General features: G+C 67.7%; 10 protein-coding genes. 5 read left to right on the top strand and 5 right to left on the bottom strand.

What is annotated here, in order from left to right; all coding sequences use genetic code 11:
* Nucleotides 1–85: 85 nt before the first annotated feature.
* The 3 genes from gltB (at nucleotide 86) to R8G01_07500 (ending at nucleotide 6802) form a co-directional block, all read left to right on the top strand.
* Complete coding sequence (gene gltB, locus R8G01_07510) at nucleotides 86–4630, top strand: glutamate synthase large subunit (protein MDW3213824.1); 4545 nt, start codon at nucleotides 86–88, stop codon at nucleotides 4628–4630.
* Between the two features lies 1 nt (nucleotide 4631).
* Nucleotides 4632–6083 carry a glutamate synthase subunit beta gene (locus tag R8G01_07505; protein ID MDW3213823.1) on the top strand — a complete coding sequence of 484 codons (1452 nt, stop codon included), beginning with the start codon at nucleotides 4632–4634 and terminating at the stop codon, nucleotides 6081–6083.
* A gap of 62 nt (nucleotides 6084–6145) precedes the next feature.
* Nucleotides 6146–6802: a LysM peptidoglycan-binding domain-containing protein gene (locus R8G01_07500; protein ID MDW3213822.1), complete on the top strand. Its 657-nt coding sequence runs from the start codon at nucleotides 6146–6148 to the stop codon at nucleotides 6800–6802.
* Between the two features lie 42 nt (nucleotides 6803–6844).
* On the opposite strand, the gene R8G01_07495 is transcribed toward R8G01_07500, so the two are convergent.
* From R8G01_07495 to R8G01_07480, 4 genes are all read right to left on the bottom strand, one after another.
* Entirely contained in the window at nucleotides 6845–7849 is a 1005-nt protein-coding gene (locus tag R8G01_07495; protein MDW3213821.1) for a lysophospholipid acyltransferase family protein, read from the bottom strand.
* Between the two features lie 3 nt (nucleotides 7850–7852).
* Complete coding sequence (locus tag R8G01_07490; GenBank protein MDW3213820.1) at nucleotides 7853–9439, bottom strand: lactate racemase domain-containing protein; 1587 nt, start codon at nucleotides 9437–9439, stop codon at nucleotides 7853–7855.
* 67 nt (nucleotides 9440–9506) lie between these two features.
* Nucleotides 9507–10703, bottom strand: coding sequence for a medium chain dehydrogenase/reductase family protein (locus R8G01_07485; GenBank protein MDW3213819.1), 1197 nt, complete (start codon nucleotides 10701–10703; stop codon nucleotides 9507–9509).
* Nucleotides 10704–10875: 172 nt separating this feature from the next.
* Complete coding sequence (locus R8G01_07480) at nucleotides 10876–13239, bottom strand: HAD-IB family phosphatase (protein MDW3213818.1); 2364 nt, start codon at nucleotides 13237–13239, stop codon at nucleotides 10876–10878.
* An 88-nt stretch (nucleotides 13240–13327) separates the two neighbouring features.
* Between R8G01_07480 and R8G01_07475 the strand changes: the two genes are divergently transcribed.
* Both R8G01_07475 and R8G01_07470 read left to right on the top strand, forming a co-directional pair.
* Nucleotides 13328–13924: a TetR/AcrR family transcriptional regulator gene (locus R8G01_07475; protein MDW3213817.1), complete on the top strand. Its 597-nt coding sequence runs from the start codon at nucleotides 13328–13330 to the stop codon at nucleotides 13922–13924.
* Complete coding sequence (locus tag R8G01_07470) at nucleotides 13924–14445, top strand: tRNA (cytidine(34)-2'-O)-methyltransferase (protein ID MDW3213816.1); 522 nt, start codon at nucleotides 13924–13926, stop codon at nucleotides 14443–14445. The genes R8G01_07475 and R8G01_07470 overlap by 1 nt, the downstream gene beginning before the upstream one ends.
* Before the next feature lie 30 nt (nucleotides 14446–14475).
* Here R8G01_07470 and R8G01_07465 read toward each other — a convergent pair whose 3' ends face one another.
* Nucleotides 14476–15897 carry a hypothetical protein gene (locus tag R8G01_07465; protein MDW3213815.1) on the bottom strand — a complete coding sequence of 474 codons (1422 nt, stop codon included), beginning with the start codon at nucleotides 15895–15897 and terminating at the stop codon, nucleotides 14476–14478.
* Nucleotides 15898–15915: the final 18 nt, after the last annotated feature.

Below are 15915 nucleotides of genomic sequence, written 5' to 3'. Positions count from 1 at the left end.
CCTCCGGTGGCGTAGTATTGACTTTCCTTCGGGCCAACGTCGTCCCGACTCCTGCAAGCCAACCCCCGACTTACGTGGAGTATTGATGTTGACGACTCCTGGGCCCACGGGCCTGTACGACCCGCGGTTCGAACACGACGCATGTGGCGTTTCGTTCGTCGCGAACATGAAGGGCGAGCGCTCCAACGAGCTCGTCCAGACGGGTCTGCTCGCCCTGACGAATCTCGAACACCGTGGCGCCACCGGTGCCGAGCCCGACACCGGTGACGGCGCGGGCATCCTGATCCAGGTCCCCGACAAGCTGTTGCGGGACTCGGTCGATTTCGAACTGCCCGCCGCCGGCTCGTACGCGGCCGGGATCGCCTTCCTGCCGGCCGTCGACAGCGTCCGCGACAAGGTGATCGCGCGGATCGAGGCGATCATGGGCGAAGAGGGCCTGACCGTTCACGGGTGGCGCGACCTGCCGGTCAACCCCGACTGCCTCGGCAAGACGGCCCGCGCTGCGATGCCGAGTTTCCGTCAGCTGTTCGTGTCGTCGCCCGACGGCGAGGCCGGCGTGGCGCTCGATCGGCGGACGTACGTCGCCCGCAAACGGGTCGAACACGAGCACGCGACCGGTGACGAGGAGATGTACTTCGCGTCGTTGTCGGCCCGCACGATGGTCTACAAGGGGATGCTGACCACGCCGCAGCTCGGCCAGTTCTTCGCCGACCTGACCGACCCTCGGATCGAGAGTGCACTGCTGCTCGTGCACTCGCGGTTCTCGACCAACACCTTCCCGTCGTGGCCGCTGGCCCACCCCTACCGCTACGTGGCGCACAACGGTGAGATCAACACCGTGCAGGGCAACCAGAACTGGATGCGGGCACGCGAGGCGATGGCGGCGAGCGAGCACCTGCCCGGTCTCGACCAGGCGTTCCCGATCTGCACCCCCGGCGCGTCCGACACGGCTCGCTTCGACGAGGCGCTCGAGCTCCTCCACCTCGGTGGACGCCCCCTCCACCACGCCGTGCTGATGATGATCCCCGAGGCGTGGGAGAACAACGACGACATGGACGCCGATCGTCGGGCGTTCTACCGCTTCCACGCCAGCGTGATGGAGCCGTGGGACGGACCCGCGAGCGTCACGTTCACCGACGGCGAGATCATCGGTGCCGTGCTCGACCGCAACGGCCTGCGCCCGAGCCGATACTGGGTCACCGACGACGATCTCGTCGTGATGGCGTCGGAGGTCGGCGTGATCGACATCGACCCGGCCAAGGTGGTCAACAAGGGACGGCTGCAGCCGGGCAAGATGTTCCTGATCGACACCCGCGAGGGACGGATCGTCGACGACGAGGAGATCAAGAAGCAGCTCGCGAGCGAGCACCCGTACCAGCAGTGGCTCGCCGACGGCATGGTCGAACTGGTCGACCTTCCCGAGCGCGAGCACATCGTGTTCAGCCACGACAGCGTGCTGCGTCGGCAGCAGATGTTCGGCTACACGCACGAAGAGCTCAAGCTGATCATCGCCCCGACCGCCCTCACCGGCAAGGAGCCACTCGGCTCGATGGGTACCGACACCCCGATCGCGGTGCTGTCGCAGCGTCCCCGGCTGCTGTTCGACTACTTCGCCCAGCTGTTCGCCCAGGTGACGAACCCGCCGCTCGATGCGATCCGCGAAGAGGTCGTCACCTCGGTGGCGTCGTCGATCGGCCCCGAGGCCAACGTGCTCGCCCCGAGTGCCGAGAGCTGCCGCCAGTTGGCGTTGCCGTTCCCGATCATCGACAACGACGAGCTGGCCAAGATCATCCACGCCAACGCCGGCGGACAGTTCCCCGGCCTCGCGGCGCACGTGGTCAAGGGCCTGTATCGCGTGGCCGGCGGTGGCGAGTCGTTGCGCACGTCGCTCGACGCGATCTTCGAAGAGGTCACCTCCGCGATCGAACGTGGCGCCCGCGTGATCGTCCTGAGCGATCGCAACGCCGACTCGGTCGAGGCGCCGATCCCGTCGCTGCTGCTGACCGCTGCCGTGCACCATCACCTCGTCCGCACCAAGCAGCGCACGCAGGTCGGTCTGGTGGTCGAGTGCGGCGATGCCCGGGAGGTGCACCACATGGCGCTCCTGATCGGGTACGGCGCCGGGGCGATCAACCCGTACCTCGCGTTCGAGTCGATCGAGGACCTGATCTCCGAAGGCCTGCACGGTCTCGGCGGGATCGACCCGCACGTCGCGATCAAGAACTACATCAAGGCCTGCGGCAAGGGCGTGCTCAAGGTCATGTCGAAGATGGGCGTGTCGACGGTCGCGTCGTACACCGGTGCGCAGATCTTCGAGGCGATCGGACTCGGCGACGAACTCGTCGACAAGTACTTCACCGGCACGGTCAGCCGACTCGGCGGCATCGGCCTCGATCAGATCGCGACCGCGATCCAGATGCGCCACTCCGTCGCCAACCCGAAGCGTCCCGAGGAGCGCGCCCACCGCAAGCTCGAGCTCGGCGGCGAGTACCAGTGGCGTCGCGAGGGCGAGTACCACCTGTTCAACCCCGAGACCGTGTTCAAGCTGCAGCACGCCACACGGTCGAAGCGGTACGACATCTTCAAGGAGTACACGTCGCGGGTCGACGACCAGTCGACCAACCTGGCGACGCTGCGTGGCCTGTTCAAGTTCGCCGACGGCCGCACGCCGATCTCGATCGACGAGGTCGAGCCGGTCAGCGAGATCGTGAAGCGGTTCTCGACCGGGGCGATGTCGTACGGGTCGATCTCGGCCGAGGCCCACGAGACGCTCGCGGTGGCGATGAACCAGCTCGGCGCCAAGTCGAACACGGGTGAGGGTGGCGAAGACGCCGATCGGCTCTACGACCCGACCCGCCGCTCGTCGATCAAGCAGGTCGCCTCCGGCCGGTTCGGCGTCACCAGCGAGTACCTCACCAACTCCGACGACATCCAGATCAAGATGGCGCAGGGTGCCAAGCCCGGCGAGGGTGGGCAGCTGCCCGGCCACAAGGTGTACCCGTGGATCGCCAAGACCCGGCACTCCACGCCGGGTGTCGGGCTGATCAGCCCGCCGCCGCACCACGACATCTATTCGATCGAGGATCTCAAGCAGCTGATCCACGACCTCAAGAACGCGAGCCCCGAGGCGCGCATCCACGTCAAGCTCGTCGCCGAGATGGGGGTCGGCACCGTCGCCGCCGGTGTCTCCAAGGCGAAGGCCGACGTGGTGCTGATCTCCGGTCACGACGGTGGAACGGGTGCATCACCGCTCACATCCCTGAAGCACGCCGGCGGCCCGTGGGAACTGGGCCTCGCCGAGACGCAGCAGACGCTGATCCTCAACGGGCTGCGCGACCGCATCGTCGTCCAGGCCGACGGTCAGCTGAAGACGGGCCGTGACGTCGTCGTCGCCGCGCTGCTCGGAGCCGAGGAGTTCGGCTTCGCCACCGCGCCGCTCGTGGTGTCGGGCTGCGTGATGATGCGTGTCTGCCACCTCGACACGTGTCCGGTGGGCGTCGCCACGCAGAACCCCGAACTCCGCAAGCGGTTCACGGGCAAGCCCGAGTTCGTCGTGAACTTCTTCGAGTACATCGCGGAGGAGATCCGTGAGTACATGGCGCAGCTCGGGTTCCGCACGATGGACGAGATGATCGGTCATGTCGAGGCGCTCGACGTGCAGCCGGCCGTCGATCACTGGAAGGCGAGCGGTCTCGACATCAGCCCGATCCTCCAGATCGTCGAGAACCCGTACGACCAGGCGTTCCGCCAGACGGTCGGCCAGGATCACGGGCTCGACGAGGCGCTCGACCAGGAGCTGATCCGTCGGGCACAGCCGGCGATCACCGAGGGCACCCCCGTCGAGATCGAGCTGCCGATCCGCAACGTCAACCGCACGGTCGGCACGCTGCTCGGCCACGAGGTCACCAAGGTCTGGAAGGGCGCAGGGCTGCCCGACGACACGATCAAGATCGAGTTCACCGGTTCGGCCGGGCAGAGCTTCGGTGCGTTCGTGCCCAAGGGCATCACCATGCGACTGGTCGGCGACACCAACGACTACCTCGGCAAGGGACTCTCGGGCGGCAAGCTGATCGTGCGCCCGTCCGAGGCGGCCCCGTTCGTCGCCGAAGACCAGGTGATCGCCGGCAACGTGATCGGCTACGGCGCGACCAGCGGCGAGATCTACCTGCGTGGCATGGTCGGTGAGCGGTTCTGCGTCCGCAACTCCGGTGCCACCGCCGTCGTCGAAGGCGTCGGCGACCACGGGTGCGAATACATGACCGGCGGTCGCGTCGTCGTGCTGGGCCCGACCGGACGCAACTTCGGTGCGGGCATGTCGGGCGGCATCGCCTACGTGTACGACCGGAACAACGACTTCGATCGCAAGGTCAACTACGAGATGGTCGAGATCGAGCAGCTCGACGAATCGGATCGCGACTTCCTGCACCAGACCCTCGGGCGTCATCTCGAGTACACCGGTTCGGCGGTCGCGCGGCGGATGTTGAAGGCCTTCAACGTCGAGGTCAGCAAGTTCCGCAAGGTGATGCCGACCGACTACAAGCGGGTGCTGGCCGTGATGGCCGACGCCGAGGCGGCCGGCCTGAGCGACGACGAGACGACCACCCGAATCATGGAATCTGCGAGGGTCTGAGATGGGCGAGACGACTGGCTTTCTGAAGTGGGACCGCGAGGTTCCGCAGTATCGACCGGTTCCGGTCCGGTTGAAGGACTGGAAGGAGGTCTACGAAGACTTCCCCGAAGACAAGCTGAAGACCCAGGCCGGGCGCTGCATGGACTGCGGCATCCCGTTCTGCAACAACGGCTGCCCGCTCGGCAACCTCATCCCCGACTGGAACGACCTCGTCTATCGCGACCACTGGCGCGAGGCGATCGATCGGCTGCACGCCACCAACAACTTCCCCGAGTTCACGGGTCGGCTGTGCCCGGCACCGTGCGAGTCGTCGTGCGTGCTCGGCATCAACCAGCCGCCCGTGGCGATCAAGCAGGTCGAGGTCGAGATCATCGACAAGGCGTTCGACGAGGGTTGGGTCATCCCGCAGGTGCCGTCGGTCAGGACCGGCAAGCGCGTTGCGGTGATCGGGTCGGGCCCTGCCGGATTGGCGGCCGCCCAGCAGCTCACCCGCGCCGGCCACGAGGTCGTGGTGCTCGAGCGCGCCGACCGGATCGGTGGCCTGCTGCGCTACGGCATCCCCGAGTTCAAGATGGAGAAGCGTCACATCGACCGACGCCTCGAGCAGATGTCGGCCGAGGGGACCGAGTTCCGCACCAACGCGGTGGTGGGTGAGAACGTCGACATCAACGTGCTCTACGCGTCGTACGACGCGATCGTGTTGGCGTGCGGTGCGACCAAGTGGCGTGACCTGCCGGTCCCCGGCCGTGAGCTGAACAACATCCACCAGGCGATGGAGTACCTGCCCCTCGCCAACCGGGTGCAGCTCGGCGACATGGAGGCTTCGCCGATCGACGTCGAGGGCAAGCACGTGGTGATCATCGGTGGTGGCGACACCGGCGCCGACTGTCTGGGTACGGCGCACCGCCAGGGCGCTGCGTCGGTCACCCAGCTCGAGATCATGCCGCGGCCACCCGAGGAGCGGGCCGGGACCAATCCGTGGCCGCAGTTCGCGTTCGTCTACAAGGTCACGTCGGCCCACGACGAGGGCGGCGAGCGGATCTACGCCGTGAACACCGCCGAGTTCCTCGACGACGGTGAGGGCAACGTCCGCGCCCTGTCGATCCACGAGGTCGAGATGGTCGACGGTCGCTTCCAGCAGGTCGAGGGCACCGACCGCGAACTGCCCGCCGACTACGTGTTCCTCGCGCTCGGCTTCGTCGGTCCCGAGCAGGGTTCGTGGCTCGAACAGCTCGGCGTGGAGTACGACGAGCGCGGCAACGTCAAGCGCAGCGCCGAGTACATGAGCAAGGTTCCCGGCGTGTTCGTGGCGGGCGACATGGGCCGCGGCCAGAGTCTGATCGTGTGGGCGATCGCCGAGGGACGGGCGGCTGCCGCTGGTGCCGACCGGTACCTGATGGGCGAGACCAAGCTGCCCGTGCCGATCGCGCCGACCGACCGCCCGTTGATGTGAGACGCCTCGGCCGACGGCCGGGTGCTGCCGTCTCACCGGCCGTACCGCCTACGCTGGGCCGTATGCAGATCACGCCGCGCGCCGTCGCTCTCGCCGCTTTCGGCGTCGGACCGTTGCTGCTGGCTTCAGGTTGCGGCGGGTCGACCCCGACCGGGGCCGGCGCGACGATCGCGAACATCCAGCCGACCAGCTTCGTCGAGGTCGCTCCAGCCACGACTACGACGACCACGACGACGTTGCCGCCCGAAGACCTCGTGGCCGGCACCCGCTCGCCGTCGGAGCAGTCCTACGAGATCCAGGGTGGCGACAGCCTCGGCCGGATCGCGGCGCTGTACGACATCACGCTCGAACAGCTGATCAACTACAACCAGTTCGCCGACGGTGCCAACCAGCTGATCCTGCCGGGCCAGACGATCAAGATCCCGCCCGATGCGCTGGTGCCCGGCACGGCCACCGACACCGACACGGGTGGCGACACCGACCCGGGCACGGATTCCGGTGGCGACGATGGTGATGACGACGGTGATGACGACGGTGACACCGGCACCGACGGCGTTGCCTGCACACATGAGATCGTGGCGGGCGAGAATCCGACCAAGGTCGCCAACCAGTACGACATCAGCACCGACGACCTCTACGCCGCGAACCCGGGCGGTGTCATGGACACCTTCCTGGTCGGGGCCACGCTCAACATCCCCGCCGGCGGCTCCTGCGACTGAATCACGAGTTGTGCCAGGCGCAACTCGTGATGCGTGCCGACGTCAGCCGAGGTCGGGCCAGCGACGCTTCTGGCGCCGACGCAGGCCGGCGGCGCCGAGCTTGCGGCGCTCGCTGAGTTCCCACTCTCGACGCCAACCGTTGTACTCCGGGCCCGTCAGCTTCGGGTTCGTGCCGTTCGCTGCCCGCTTGGTGGCCGTCCAGTAGTCGGTGATCGCCTCGTCGCCGAGTCGCGTGACCGCGGCCTCGATGCGGGCGTTGAACCGGCGGGTGTTCTCGCCCTCGGCCGGGCGCAGCGGAGCGCCGAAGATCACCTTCGTGCGGCCGGGCTTGGGGCGCTTCATGCCCTTGCCGAAGATCGCGCCGGTGCCGTCGATGAACACCGGCACCACCGGTGCGCCCGTGCGTGACGACAGGTAGGCCGCGCCGCCCTTGAACTCCTGACCCCAGCCGTCGGGGGAGCGGCCGCCCTCCGGGTAGATCAGCAGGCTGTGGCCGTCGGCGACGAGGTCGCGGAACATGTCGCTCGACTTGCGCCCGGTGACCTCGCGGTCGATCGGGATCGCGTTGAGCGTCAGCGCCGAAACGGCAGCCTTCCACTGCTTGTCGAAGAAGTAGTCGGCGGCGGCGGCCACGACGAGTTCGCGGCGCCAGCACATCGGGATCGACCGGATCATCAACCCGGTGTCGACGTGGCTGTGGTGGTTGGGGGCGAAGATCACCGGCGGCGGGTCGTCGAGCCGCATCAGGTCGGCGAGCCGGTCGACGCCCTTGACCTCCGAATTGGCGATGCCCTTGACCGCCAGCCGCAACGGGCCCTCGGTGAACACGCCACGCACCGCACGCGAGATCGGCTTGCGTGCCCATTCGGTGTCGTAGTTGGCGCCGAGCTTCGATTCTTCGACCGGCACCTCGACACCCTTCGGCACGTTCGGGGCCCGGTACGGGAACCCGCACGAGCGCAGCGGCCTGGCGGCCTTCTGCACGGCGCGCTCGACCTTGCCGACGGCGCGCTGCCCGCTCTTCAGGTATCGGTCGACGGCAGCCATGGGTCAGACGACGTCGGCAACGAGCACGCTCGGCACGTGGAGGTGGGAGATGGTCGGGGTGCGGCCGACGACGTCGCTGGCGATCTCGAACGCGTCGTCCATCGTGCTGGCCGGCGTGAAGCCGAGGCGGCGCACCGTCGACGGGTCGCCGCCGACGATGATCACTTTGCCGGCCCACTGCTGACCGTGTGCACCCCAGTACCAGGCGTAGAACGGGTGCACGCCGTGGTAGGCGTTGCCGGTGCGGTACAGGTGGCGGTACCACTCGTCTTCGGCGTACTTCTGCTCCCACTTCTCGCTCATCACGACCGGGTCGGTGGTGTCGGCGAGCACCTCGTCGAAGAAGTCGATGTAGCTCGGGTGGTGCACCGGGTTGAACTCGCGGTACGTCGGGTGGGTCATGATCACGACCCCGCCCTCGCGCACCAGCGGCTTGTTGCGGTACATGTTGAACAGGTAGCCGAGCCCCATGCACATCACGAGGATCGGGTTCATGATGCCCTCGGGGTTGTACGGGCTGATGAACGGGATGCCCATGGTGAGGATGTCGGTCTGCCCCTCGACCGGCACGATGTGCTGGGCGTGGACGTGTTCGAGCGTGTGCTCGTGCACCGAGGGCGTGAACCCGGCCTGCACGCTGGTCATCGCGTATGGCGCCTCGATGCCGTGGAAGATCTTGCGGGCGAGGCGGTTCGGGGTGCGGTTCAGCGACTTCTGCGTGCCGAGGAACAACGCGCGGTCCTTCGCCGTCCACTCCCATTCGCGCTTGGAGAGGAAGTCGAACGGCGACGGGAACGCGTCGTTGTTGATCGTGGTTTCGACCGTGAAGATCTGCGGGCCGTGATCTTGCAGGACCTTGCCGAGCCGCCAGACGCTCTTGTGGAGGTCGCTCTTGTGGCGGTCCATGAGGCTGCGGGTGTTCTGCAGTGTCTGTGGGTTGTGGTGGAAGCTGAGGCAGCGGTAGCTGGCCACACCGGTCGTGATCGACTTCCAGCCGCCGTCCATCGCGACCTGGTTGAGGTTGGCGTACACGACGAGGTCGGAGTCGGCGACCCGCTTGTTGATCTCGAGCACCTCACCCTGGTCGGTCTCGCCGATCACGGTCAGGTTGTCGTAGTCCTCGGCGTCGTGCTGGTACAGCATGCCGCGCGGGTGGAACGCATCGAAGATGCGGTCGCCGAGCACGTGACGCAGTTCGTAGTCGTGCATGCGACGGTGCAGGCCGAGCGCGGCGATCAGGTGGATGTCGTCGACGCCGGCCGCAGCGGCCAGGTCGAGCACGGCTTCGATGATGCGCTGGCGGTTGTCGGGTCGCCGCATCTTGGGCAGTGACAGGCTGGCGTCGTCGAAGCAGATCGTGAGCTTCATGTCGGGCTTGAGCAGCGCCGGCAACGGGTCCATGTCGATCGGGTTGAGCAGCGCGTTGCGGATCGCGCCGTCGACGTCGTCGAGGCCTGGCAGCGGCTCGGCCGGGTAGATCACACGGCTGCGGTCGGCGGGCAGCTTCTCGAGGCTGAAGTTCTCGCCGCGCCAGAACAGGATGGGCGGCGTCGAACGATCGACGTCGAGGACGAATCCGGGACGGGGCATCAGCGCTCACCCTCGGTCATCGCGAGTTGTGCCAGGCACAACTCGCGATCGGTGCTGGACACGATCATCAGGCGTTGCTCCTCAGGTCGAAGGCGATCTTGACGGCGCCGCGTCGGCCCGCTGCGGCAGCATGGGCGACGGCGTCGACGTGATCGTCGAGCGTGTAGGTGGCCGAGAGCAGACGCTCGGCCTCGTAGTGGTTCACAGTGTCGATCGCGAGATCGAACGTGCGGGCGGTGGTGCCGTCGGGCATCGTCTCGGTGCCGTACGTGTACGCACCCTTGAGTTCGGTTTCCCGGTGCCAGAGCCCCGTGAGGTCGAGCCGGACCTCGGCCGGCATGCCCATCAACACGACCCGGCCACGGGGGCGGGTGATGCGGAGGCAGTCGGTGATCGAGTCGCTGTTCCCGACGGCGTCGATCGTGACGTGCGCGCCCGACGACAGCGTGTCGCCGATCAGGTGGCAGCCGGCCTCACGACGGACCGCACGGTCGAGCTTGGCCGCCTGGACCACGATGTCGGCGCCGATCGCCGTGGCGAGTGCCATCTGGTGTGGGTAGCGGGCACCGACGACGATCCGGACACCGGGCACGTAGCGGCGCAGGCCGGCGATCGCGGCGAGGCCCATCGTGCCGGCGCCGAGCACGGCGACGATCGGTTTCTCGGCGCCCCGCACGGTCGGCCAGGCGAGCAGCGCGGCGTGGATGCCGCCGGCGAGCGGCTCCACGAGCACGGCGCGCTCGTCGGGCATCGAGTCGTCGATCCGGTGGAGCTGTGACTCGTGGGCCCAGAACCAGGGTGCCCAACCGCCGCCGGTCGAGCAGCAGAACCCGGTCTGGATTCCGGCGTCGACCATGCCGTTCACCGAGACGGTGGCCACGTGGGCGTAGTCGTCGCCGTCGCCGGGTGCAGCGCCCTCGAACGGGGGAGTGTGCCCACGAGCTTCGTGGCCGAGCACCGGTTCGAGGATCACTCGTGTGCCGTCGTCGAGTTCGCCGACGACCTCGTGGCCGGGCACGAACGGGAAGCTGACGTAGTCGTCGAAGTACGTGGAGGCGTGTCCTTCGACCAACGACAGGTCGGACCCGCAGATGCCGGCGAGCCGGGTGTTGACCCGGTGCCAGCCGTCGCCGGGGCACTCGGGGTCGTCGATCGTGCGGAGTTCGAGTGGACCGATGCGGGCAGCGGTGGCTGGAGCGACCGCCGACGCGATCCGGGCCATGCCGAACTTGCCGGCCGAACGGCGGATCTGCAACGCCCTCATCGGAAACCCCCCATCACGAGTTGTGCCTGGAGGATCAGCGGATAGGTCGCTCCGCTCCTTTTCATTCCGCTGATTCCTCCCCGTATCCATTGGGAGTGTCGAGCGGCCAGGTTCGGCAGAGCCTCACCTATCCGCTCGACCTCCCGGCACAACTCGCAACTCAAGTCGCGATTCATGAGAACACCTTCCGGCGCTCGGACTCGGCGAGCATGTCGCCGATCGGCAGCAGCGGCTTCGGTGCGCCCTTGGCCTTCGACCAGTTCTCGACCAGCCAGCCGCGCTTGCGGGCGATGTTGGCCAGGCGGGTCTCGGGGTTGACGGCGACCGGGAACCCGACCGCCTCGAACAGCGGCAGGTCGGACGACGAGTCGGCGTACGCCACGCACTCGTCGAGCCGGAACCCCTCGGCGTCGCAGTAGTCGGACAGCAGCTGGGCGCGGGCCTCGCCGGTGGGCGGCACGGTGCTCATCTCGCCCGAGTACGTGCCGTCGGGCCGGATGCTCATCTCGGCGGCGAAGATCTCGTCGAACAGCGGCCGCAGGTTCTCGACCGCGAAGCTGAGGGCGCCGGTGATCAGCACGGTGCGGTGGCCGAGCTCCCGGTGCTCACGCACCCGGCGGAGACCCTCGGGGAAGCTCTTCGTGAGGATCAGCTGGTGCATCATCGCCCTGGCGTCGGCCTCGATCTGCTCGACCGGTGCATCTTCGTAGCGGCGGTAGAAGTGGCGCAGGAAGTCGGTGCGGTCACGGCGGTCCATCTTCAGCAGCCCAGGGGCTTCGGTGAGCGTGCGCATCACGTAGCGGGCACGTTCCGGACCGTTGAGGCGGCGAGTGGCGAGGAACGAGTAACTCTCGACCACGTTCGACGCGATCAGTGTGTTCTCGAGGTCGAAGGCCACGACCTGGCGTCGAGGGTCGAGCACCTGCTTGCGGAGCCGGGTCGCTCGGTCGGTGCTGCGCGACTTGCCGGGTGTCGTCTTGACGCGTGCGTGCTGCACGATCGACGGCAGGTGGATCTGGGTGACGTAGTACTCCCAGTCGACGACCCGCGGGTCGAAGTTGAAGGTCGCCTGCGTGTCGGCGTCGAGCGTGTCCCAGAGTGCGAGCAGGTTGTCGACCTGGTAGATCGCCTCGCACTCGGTGTAGAGGCCGTACAGCTCGACGTACTGCTTGGCGGTCTCGATCTCACTGCGCTTGTCTTCGAGTGTCGCCGTGAACTCGGCCTGCCTGCCGCGCAGGGGGAGTGCGTTGAGGACCTTCTCGGTGCGGGTGAGCACGGCCATGGCCCGGTTGAGCTGGCTCTCGACCTTGCCGCGGCCGGGGAAGTTCCACTCGGGCACGAGGATCGGCTGACCGGCCGCGTCGTACAGCGGATGCTCGGTGAACCAGCCGCTGATGTAGTCGATCATTGCCCGGTACTTGAGCGGGTTGACGCCGCCGGAGGCGACCTGCGTGATCGCCGGTGCCCGCTCGGGTCCGGCCGCGGCGACGCCGATGATCGCGGCGACGACGATGTCGACCGGGATGACGTCGACGGTGCCCTCTGGCACCCCGGGGAACTCCTTGAGCAGCCCACGTGCGTAGGAGATGATGACCGGCTCGGCCATGCGGAACCCACGGATCCAGCCGGGCTTCGGCTCGGCCCACGCCGACTCGATGATCGACGGCCGCACGATCGACACCGGCACGTCACCCTTGGAATCCGTCAGCGCCTGCTCGCCGAGCGCCTTCGTGTACGCATAGGCATCGGGCCAGCCGAGGCTTCCGGCCCGGGCGATGCCGGCCCGGATGAGCTGGTCCTTCACCCACCGCTCGCGGAGCTGTTCGGTCTTGGCGGCGAGAGCGGGTGCGCCGGCGGCACCGAGTTCGGCGCGCGCCTCCTTGCGGAATCGCGTGAGCTCGTCGGGCTGACGGCTCAGGGCCTCGGTGTCGCCCTTGAGGCGACGTGCGGCGGCGACCTCGGCCTGCCAGCTCGACCCCATGTCGAACGGGCCCTCGCTGACGAGTTCTTCCGGTGCGTTGCCGCGGCGGTTGCCGGCGACGTAGCAGGTGCTGACGGCGACCAGGTGCGGCGTGACCCCGAGTTCGTGACACAGCTGGGCGATCCGGGTCGGGCCGAGCAGGTTGATCTCCACGGCCCGGTCGAGCGGCGAGTCGAACGACACGGTCGCCGCCGAGTGGATGATCACGTCGGCCGTGGCCCAGATCGCCCGGTGCTCGTCGTTCAGTCCGAGCCCGTCGGAGCTGACGTCGCCGGCGACGGTCGTGATCCGGCGGGCGGTCATCTCGGCGAACGTCTCGGTCGCATCGGGCGCGGCGTGTTGCTCGCGGAGCCGGTCGAAGGCGTCGTTCTTGAGGAGTTCCTTCTCGACGCGTCGGGGCGCCGGCGTGCGCTGACCGTCGCGAACGAGCAGGATCAGTTCGCAGTCGGGCACGCCACGGAGCAGGCGCTCCACCAGGGCGGTGCCCACGAACCCGGTCGAGCCGGTGATGGCAATCCGCTTGCCAGCGAGCGATGCAGCGATCACAATGGACATGTCTACCATTTGGTAGAGAGATGATCAATCCCTGCGCGGAGCACGTCCCGTCCTCCGTCGCCACGATCGAGAGCGAGCTCCGACCCTCATGATCGACAAGCCGACACGACAGCGCATCCTCGATGTGGCCATCGATCAGTTCGGGGTGCGCGGGGTCGACGCGGTCTCGCTCGACGAGATCGCTCGTCTCGTCGGTGTCCGCAAGCAGACGGTGCTGTACTGGTTTCCGTCGAAGGACGAGTTGGTCGATGCCGTGCTCGAGTCGGTGGCGGCCGAGCTCGTCGTGGTCATCGATGCCGCGGTCCGCTCGGCCTCCGATGATCCGCTCGAACGCATCGATGCCGTGGTCAGAGCCGTGTTCCGCCCGGCCGTCCGCCGACCGGCACTGCTCGGTCTGGTCCGTGAGGTGAGTCGCCTGCCGGCGGCGCAGGCCGATCGACTCCGCCACCATGTGCAACCACTCGTGGAACGGTGCGTCGAGTACATGTCGCTGGAGATGGACAAGGGCAATCTGCGACGCGCCGACCCGGGGCTGATCACCTCACTGGCGTACGCGACGGTGACCGGCATCGCCACCGAACCGGAAGCTCTGCGGGCCGTCGGCTGGAAGGCGAGCGCGGTCGGGCTGCGCCACCTGCGCGACGAGCTCCGGGCGTTCCTCCGAGCTGCGCTCGCCCCGATCTGATGCACGTCGTCCTCGTCGAACCGCAGATCGCACCCAACACGGGCAGCATCATCCGACTGTGCGCGAACACCGGAGCGGCGCTGCACCTGGTCGAGCCGCTCGGGTTCCGTTCCGACGACGCCCGGCTCCGACGCGGTGGACTCGACTATCACGAGTTCGCGTCCGTGACCATCCACCCCGACGTGGAGGCGGCCAGGGCGATGCTCGCCGGTCGCTGGTTCGCCTTCTCGGCGGCCGGCACGCAGCGGTTCACCGACGTCGAGTACCGAGTCGACGACGTCTTCGTGTTCGGCACCGAGCGCACCGGGTTGTCGGCCGATGTCCTCGGCGACACGAGGAACGACGGCACGCTCACCATCCCGATGCGCCCATCGAGTCGCAGCATCAACCTCGCCAACGCCGTGTCGGTCGTCGTCTACGAGGCGTGGCGCCAACTCGATTTCGCGGGGTCGGGCCCGCGTGCCACGCCGTCTCCGCTGGCGATCGAAGCCCTCGCAGACGCAGCGGACGGTCAGGTCTGAGTCACCCTCCGGCGCCGTGGCCGACCGGGATCACGGGCAGGTGTTGGTGAGGAACGACGCTGCCGTCGTGGTGCCGTAGCACGACTCGGTCGGCGCGGTGACGGTGCCGCCTCGAAGGACCGAGTTTCGAGATGTGAACGAGGTGCCGACGGAACTGCTACTGAAGACCGAGGTGGCTGCCGTCGCGATGGTCGAGTTCTCGACCGTCGCCGTCAGCGCCACGGTGTTGGCCGCCATCGACGTGCGGGTCACATCGATGCTCGAGTTGCGGACGTGGACCGAACCGCCGGCGTTGGTGCAGCACGAGAAGATGCCGATGGCGAAGCCTTCGAGTCGGGAGTTCTCGATCTCGACCGTGCCACCGTCCATGTAGACGAGTTCGACCGAGGTGCCCGAGAGGGCGTTCATCGTCGTTCCCCGGATCGTCACGGCCGCGTTCGTCGGCGACACGGCGACGGCGTTCGTCGACGCCGAGATGATGAACTCACTGTCGACGATCGAGTGCGTCCCTCCCGTCAACCGCAGCAGAACCGGCTGGCCGCCGTCGGAGATGAACCTGACGTTCTCGACCCGAAGCTCGTCGTTCGATCGTGCGAGCGTGAACTGGTCCGTCCCGGACACCGTGAGGTCGCGCAGCTCGCCGACGCCGAAGTCGAGCAGGACCGGATCGCCGGGGTCGCCGGCCGGGCTGGTGATCCGCGTGGCCCCGATCCCCGAGCCCGTGACCGCGACGAAGTCCGGAATGTACAACGCGGTGGTGAGCTCGAAGTCGCCGGGCTCCAGGAAGATCGCCCAGGGACCGGCGGCCGAGGGGTGCTGCGCGTTCACCTCGGCAACGGCCGCGACGAGCGCGGCGCCGTTGGCGGCCCGATCGTCGCTCGCGTTCACGACGACCGTCCGGGTGAACCCGGTGATCTGCTCGTCGATCTGCGCCTTGGTGTAGTACCGGTCGTCGTGGCCATGATCCGTGTAGTACCCGTTGATGTCGACGATCACATCGACGGTTCCGGCGAGGTTGTAGATGTTGAACTCGCCGGCCGCCGAGATGCCGGTCGTCACCGCATTGGGAGTCGGGGGTTGTCCGGGAACCGGGTTCAGGCTGGACGCGGTCGGCTGCGTAGCGTCCTCTGCCCACACCGTGAGGAACGTCGGTGAGGTCGCACCGAGGGCAGTGACGTTGAGCGAGAGCCCGGTTGCCGTCGCTGGGATGCCGACGCAATCGCCGTTGTCTCCGTGAGCCGCGATCGTGTGGATGCTGTCGGGTCCGAGCGGTGTGTCGCGCGGACCGGTGTTGAACTCGGGACGCGTGTCGGCAACGCGACACGGCGTGATCGGCACGAAAGCGACGGCGTCGGCCGGTGTCGTCGCGGAGACGAGACCGATCCCTCCGGCTCCCAGCGTCACCGCGACAGCGGCTCCGATCGCGGACCATCTGGTTCGGAGATGCGACATGCGGGCAACCTAGATCGT

Source organism: Ilumatobacteraceae bacterium (genome assembly GCA_033344875.1).
Classification (GTDB): domain Bacteria; phylum Actinomycetota; class Acidimicrobiia; order Acidimicrobiales; family Ilumatobacteraceae; genus Ilumatobacter.
The sequence above is the reverse complement of the archived record's forward strand: the minus strand, read 5'-3'. Positions and strand labels throughout refer to the sequence as shown.

Bases quoted from the DNA above. Each gene is read 5' to 3' on its own strand.
- R8G01_07475 (MDW3213817.1), top strand. From the start codon at position 13,328: ATGATCGACAAGCCGACACGACAGCGCATCCTCGATGTGGCCATCGAT.
- gltB (MDW3213824.1), top strand. From the start codon at position 86: ATGTTGACGACTCCTGGGCCCACGGGCCTGTACGACCCGCGGTTCGAA.
- R8G01_07495 (MDW3213821.1), bottom strand. From the start codon at position 7,849: ATGGCTGCCGTCGACCGATACCTGAAGAGCGGGCAGCGCGCCGTCGGC.
- R8G01_07505 (MDW3213823.1), top strand. From the start codon at position 4,632: ATGGGCGAGACGACTGGCTTTCTGAAGTGGGACCGCGAGGTTCCGCAG.
- R8G01_07480 (MDW3213818.1), bottom strand. From the start codon at position 13,239: ATGTCCATTGTGATCGCTGCATCGCTCGCTGGCAAGCGGATTGCCATC.
- R8G01_07500 (MDW3213822.1), top strand. From the start codon at position 6,146: ATGCAGATCACGCCGCGCGCCGTCGCTCTCGCCGCTTTCGGCGTCGGA.
- R8G01_07465 (MDW3213815.1), bottom strand. From the start codon at position 15,897: ATGTCGCATCTCCGAACCAGATGGTCCGCGATCGGAGCCGCTGTCGCG.
- R8G01_07470 (MDW3213816.1), top strand. From the start codon at position 13,924: ATGCACGTCGTCCTCGTCGAACCGCAGATCGCACCCAACACGGGCAGC.
- R8G01_07485 (MDW3213819.1), bottom strand. From the start codon at position 10,703: ATGAGGGCGTTGCAGATCCGCCGTTCGGCCGGCAAGTTCGGCATGGCC.
- R8G01_07490 (MDW3213820.1), bottom strand. From the start codon at position 9,439: ATGCCCCGTCCCGGATTCGTCCTCGACGTCGATCGTTCGACGCCGCCC.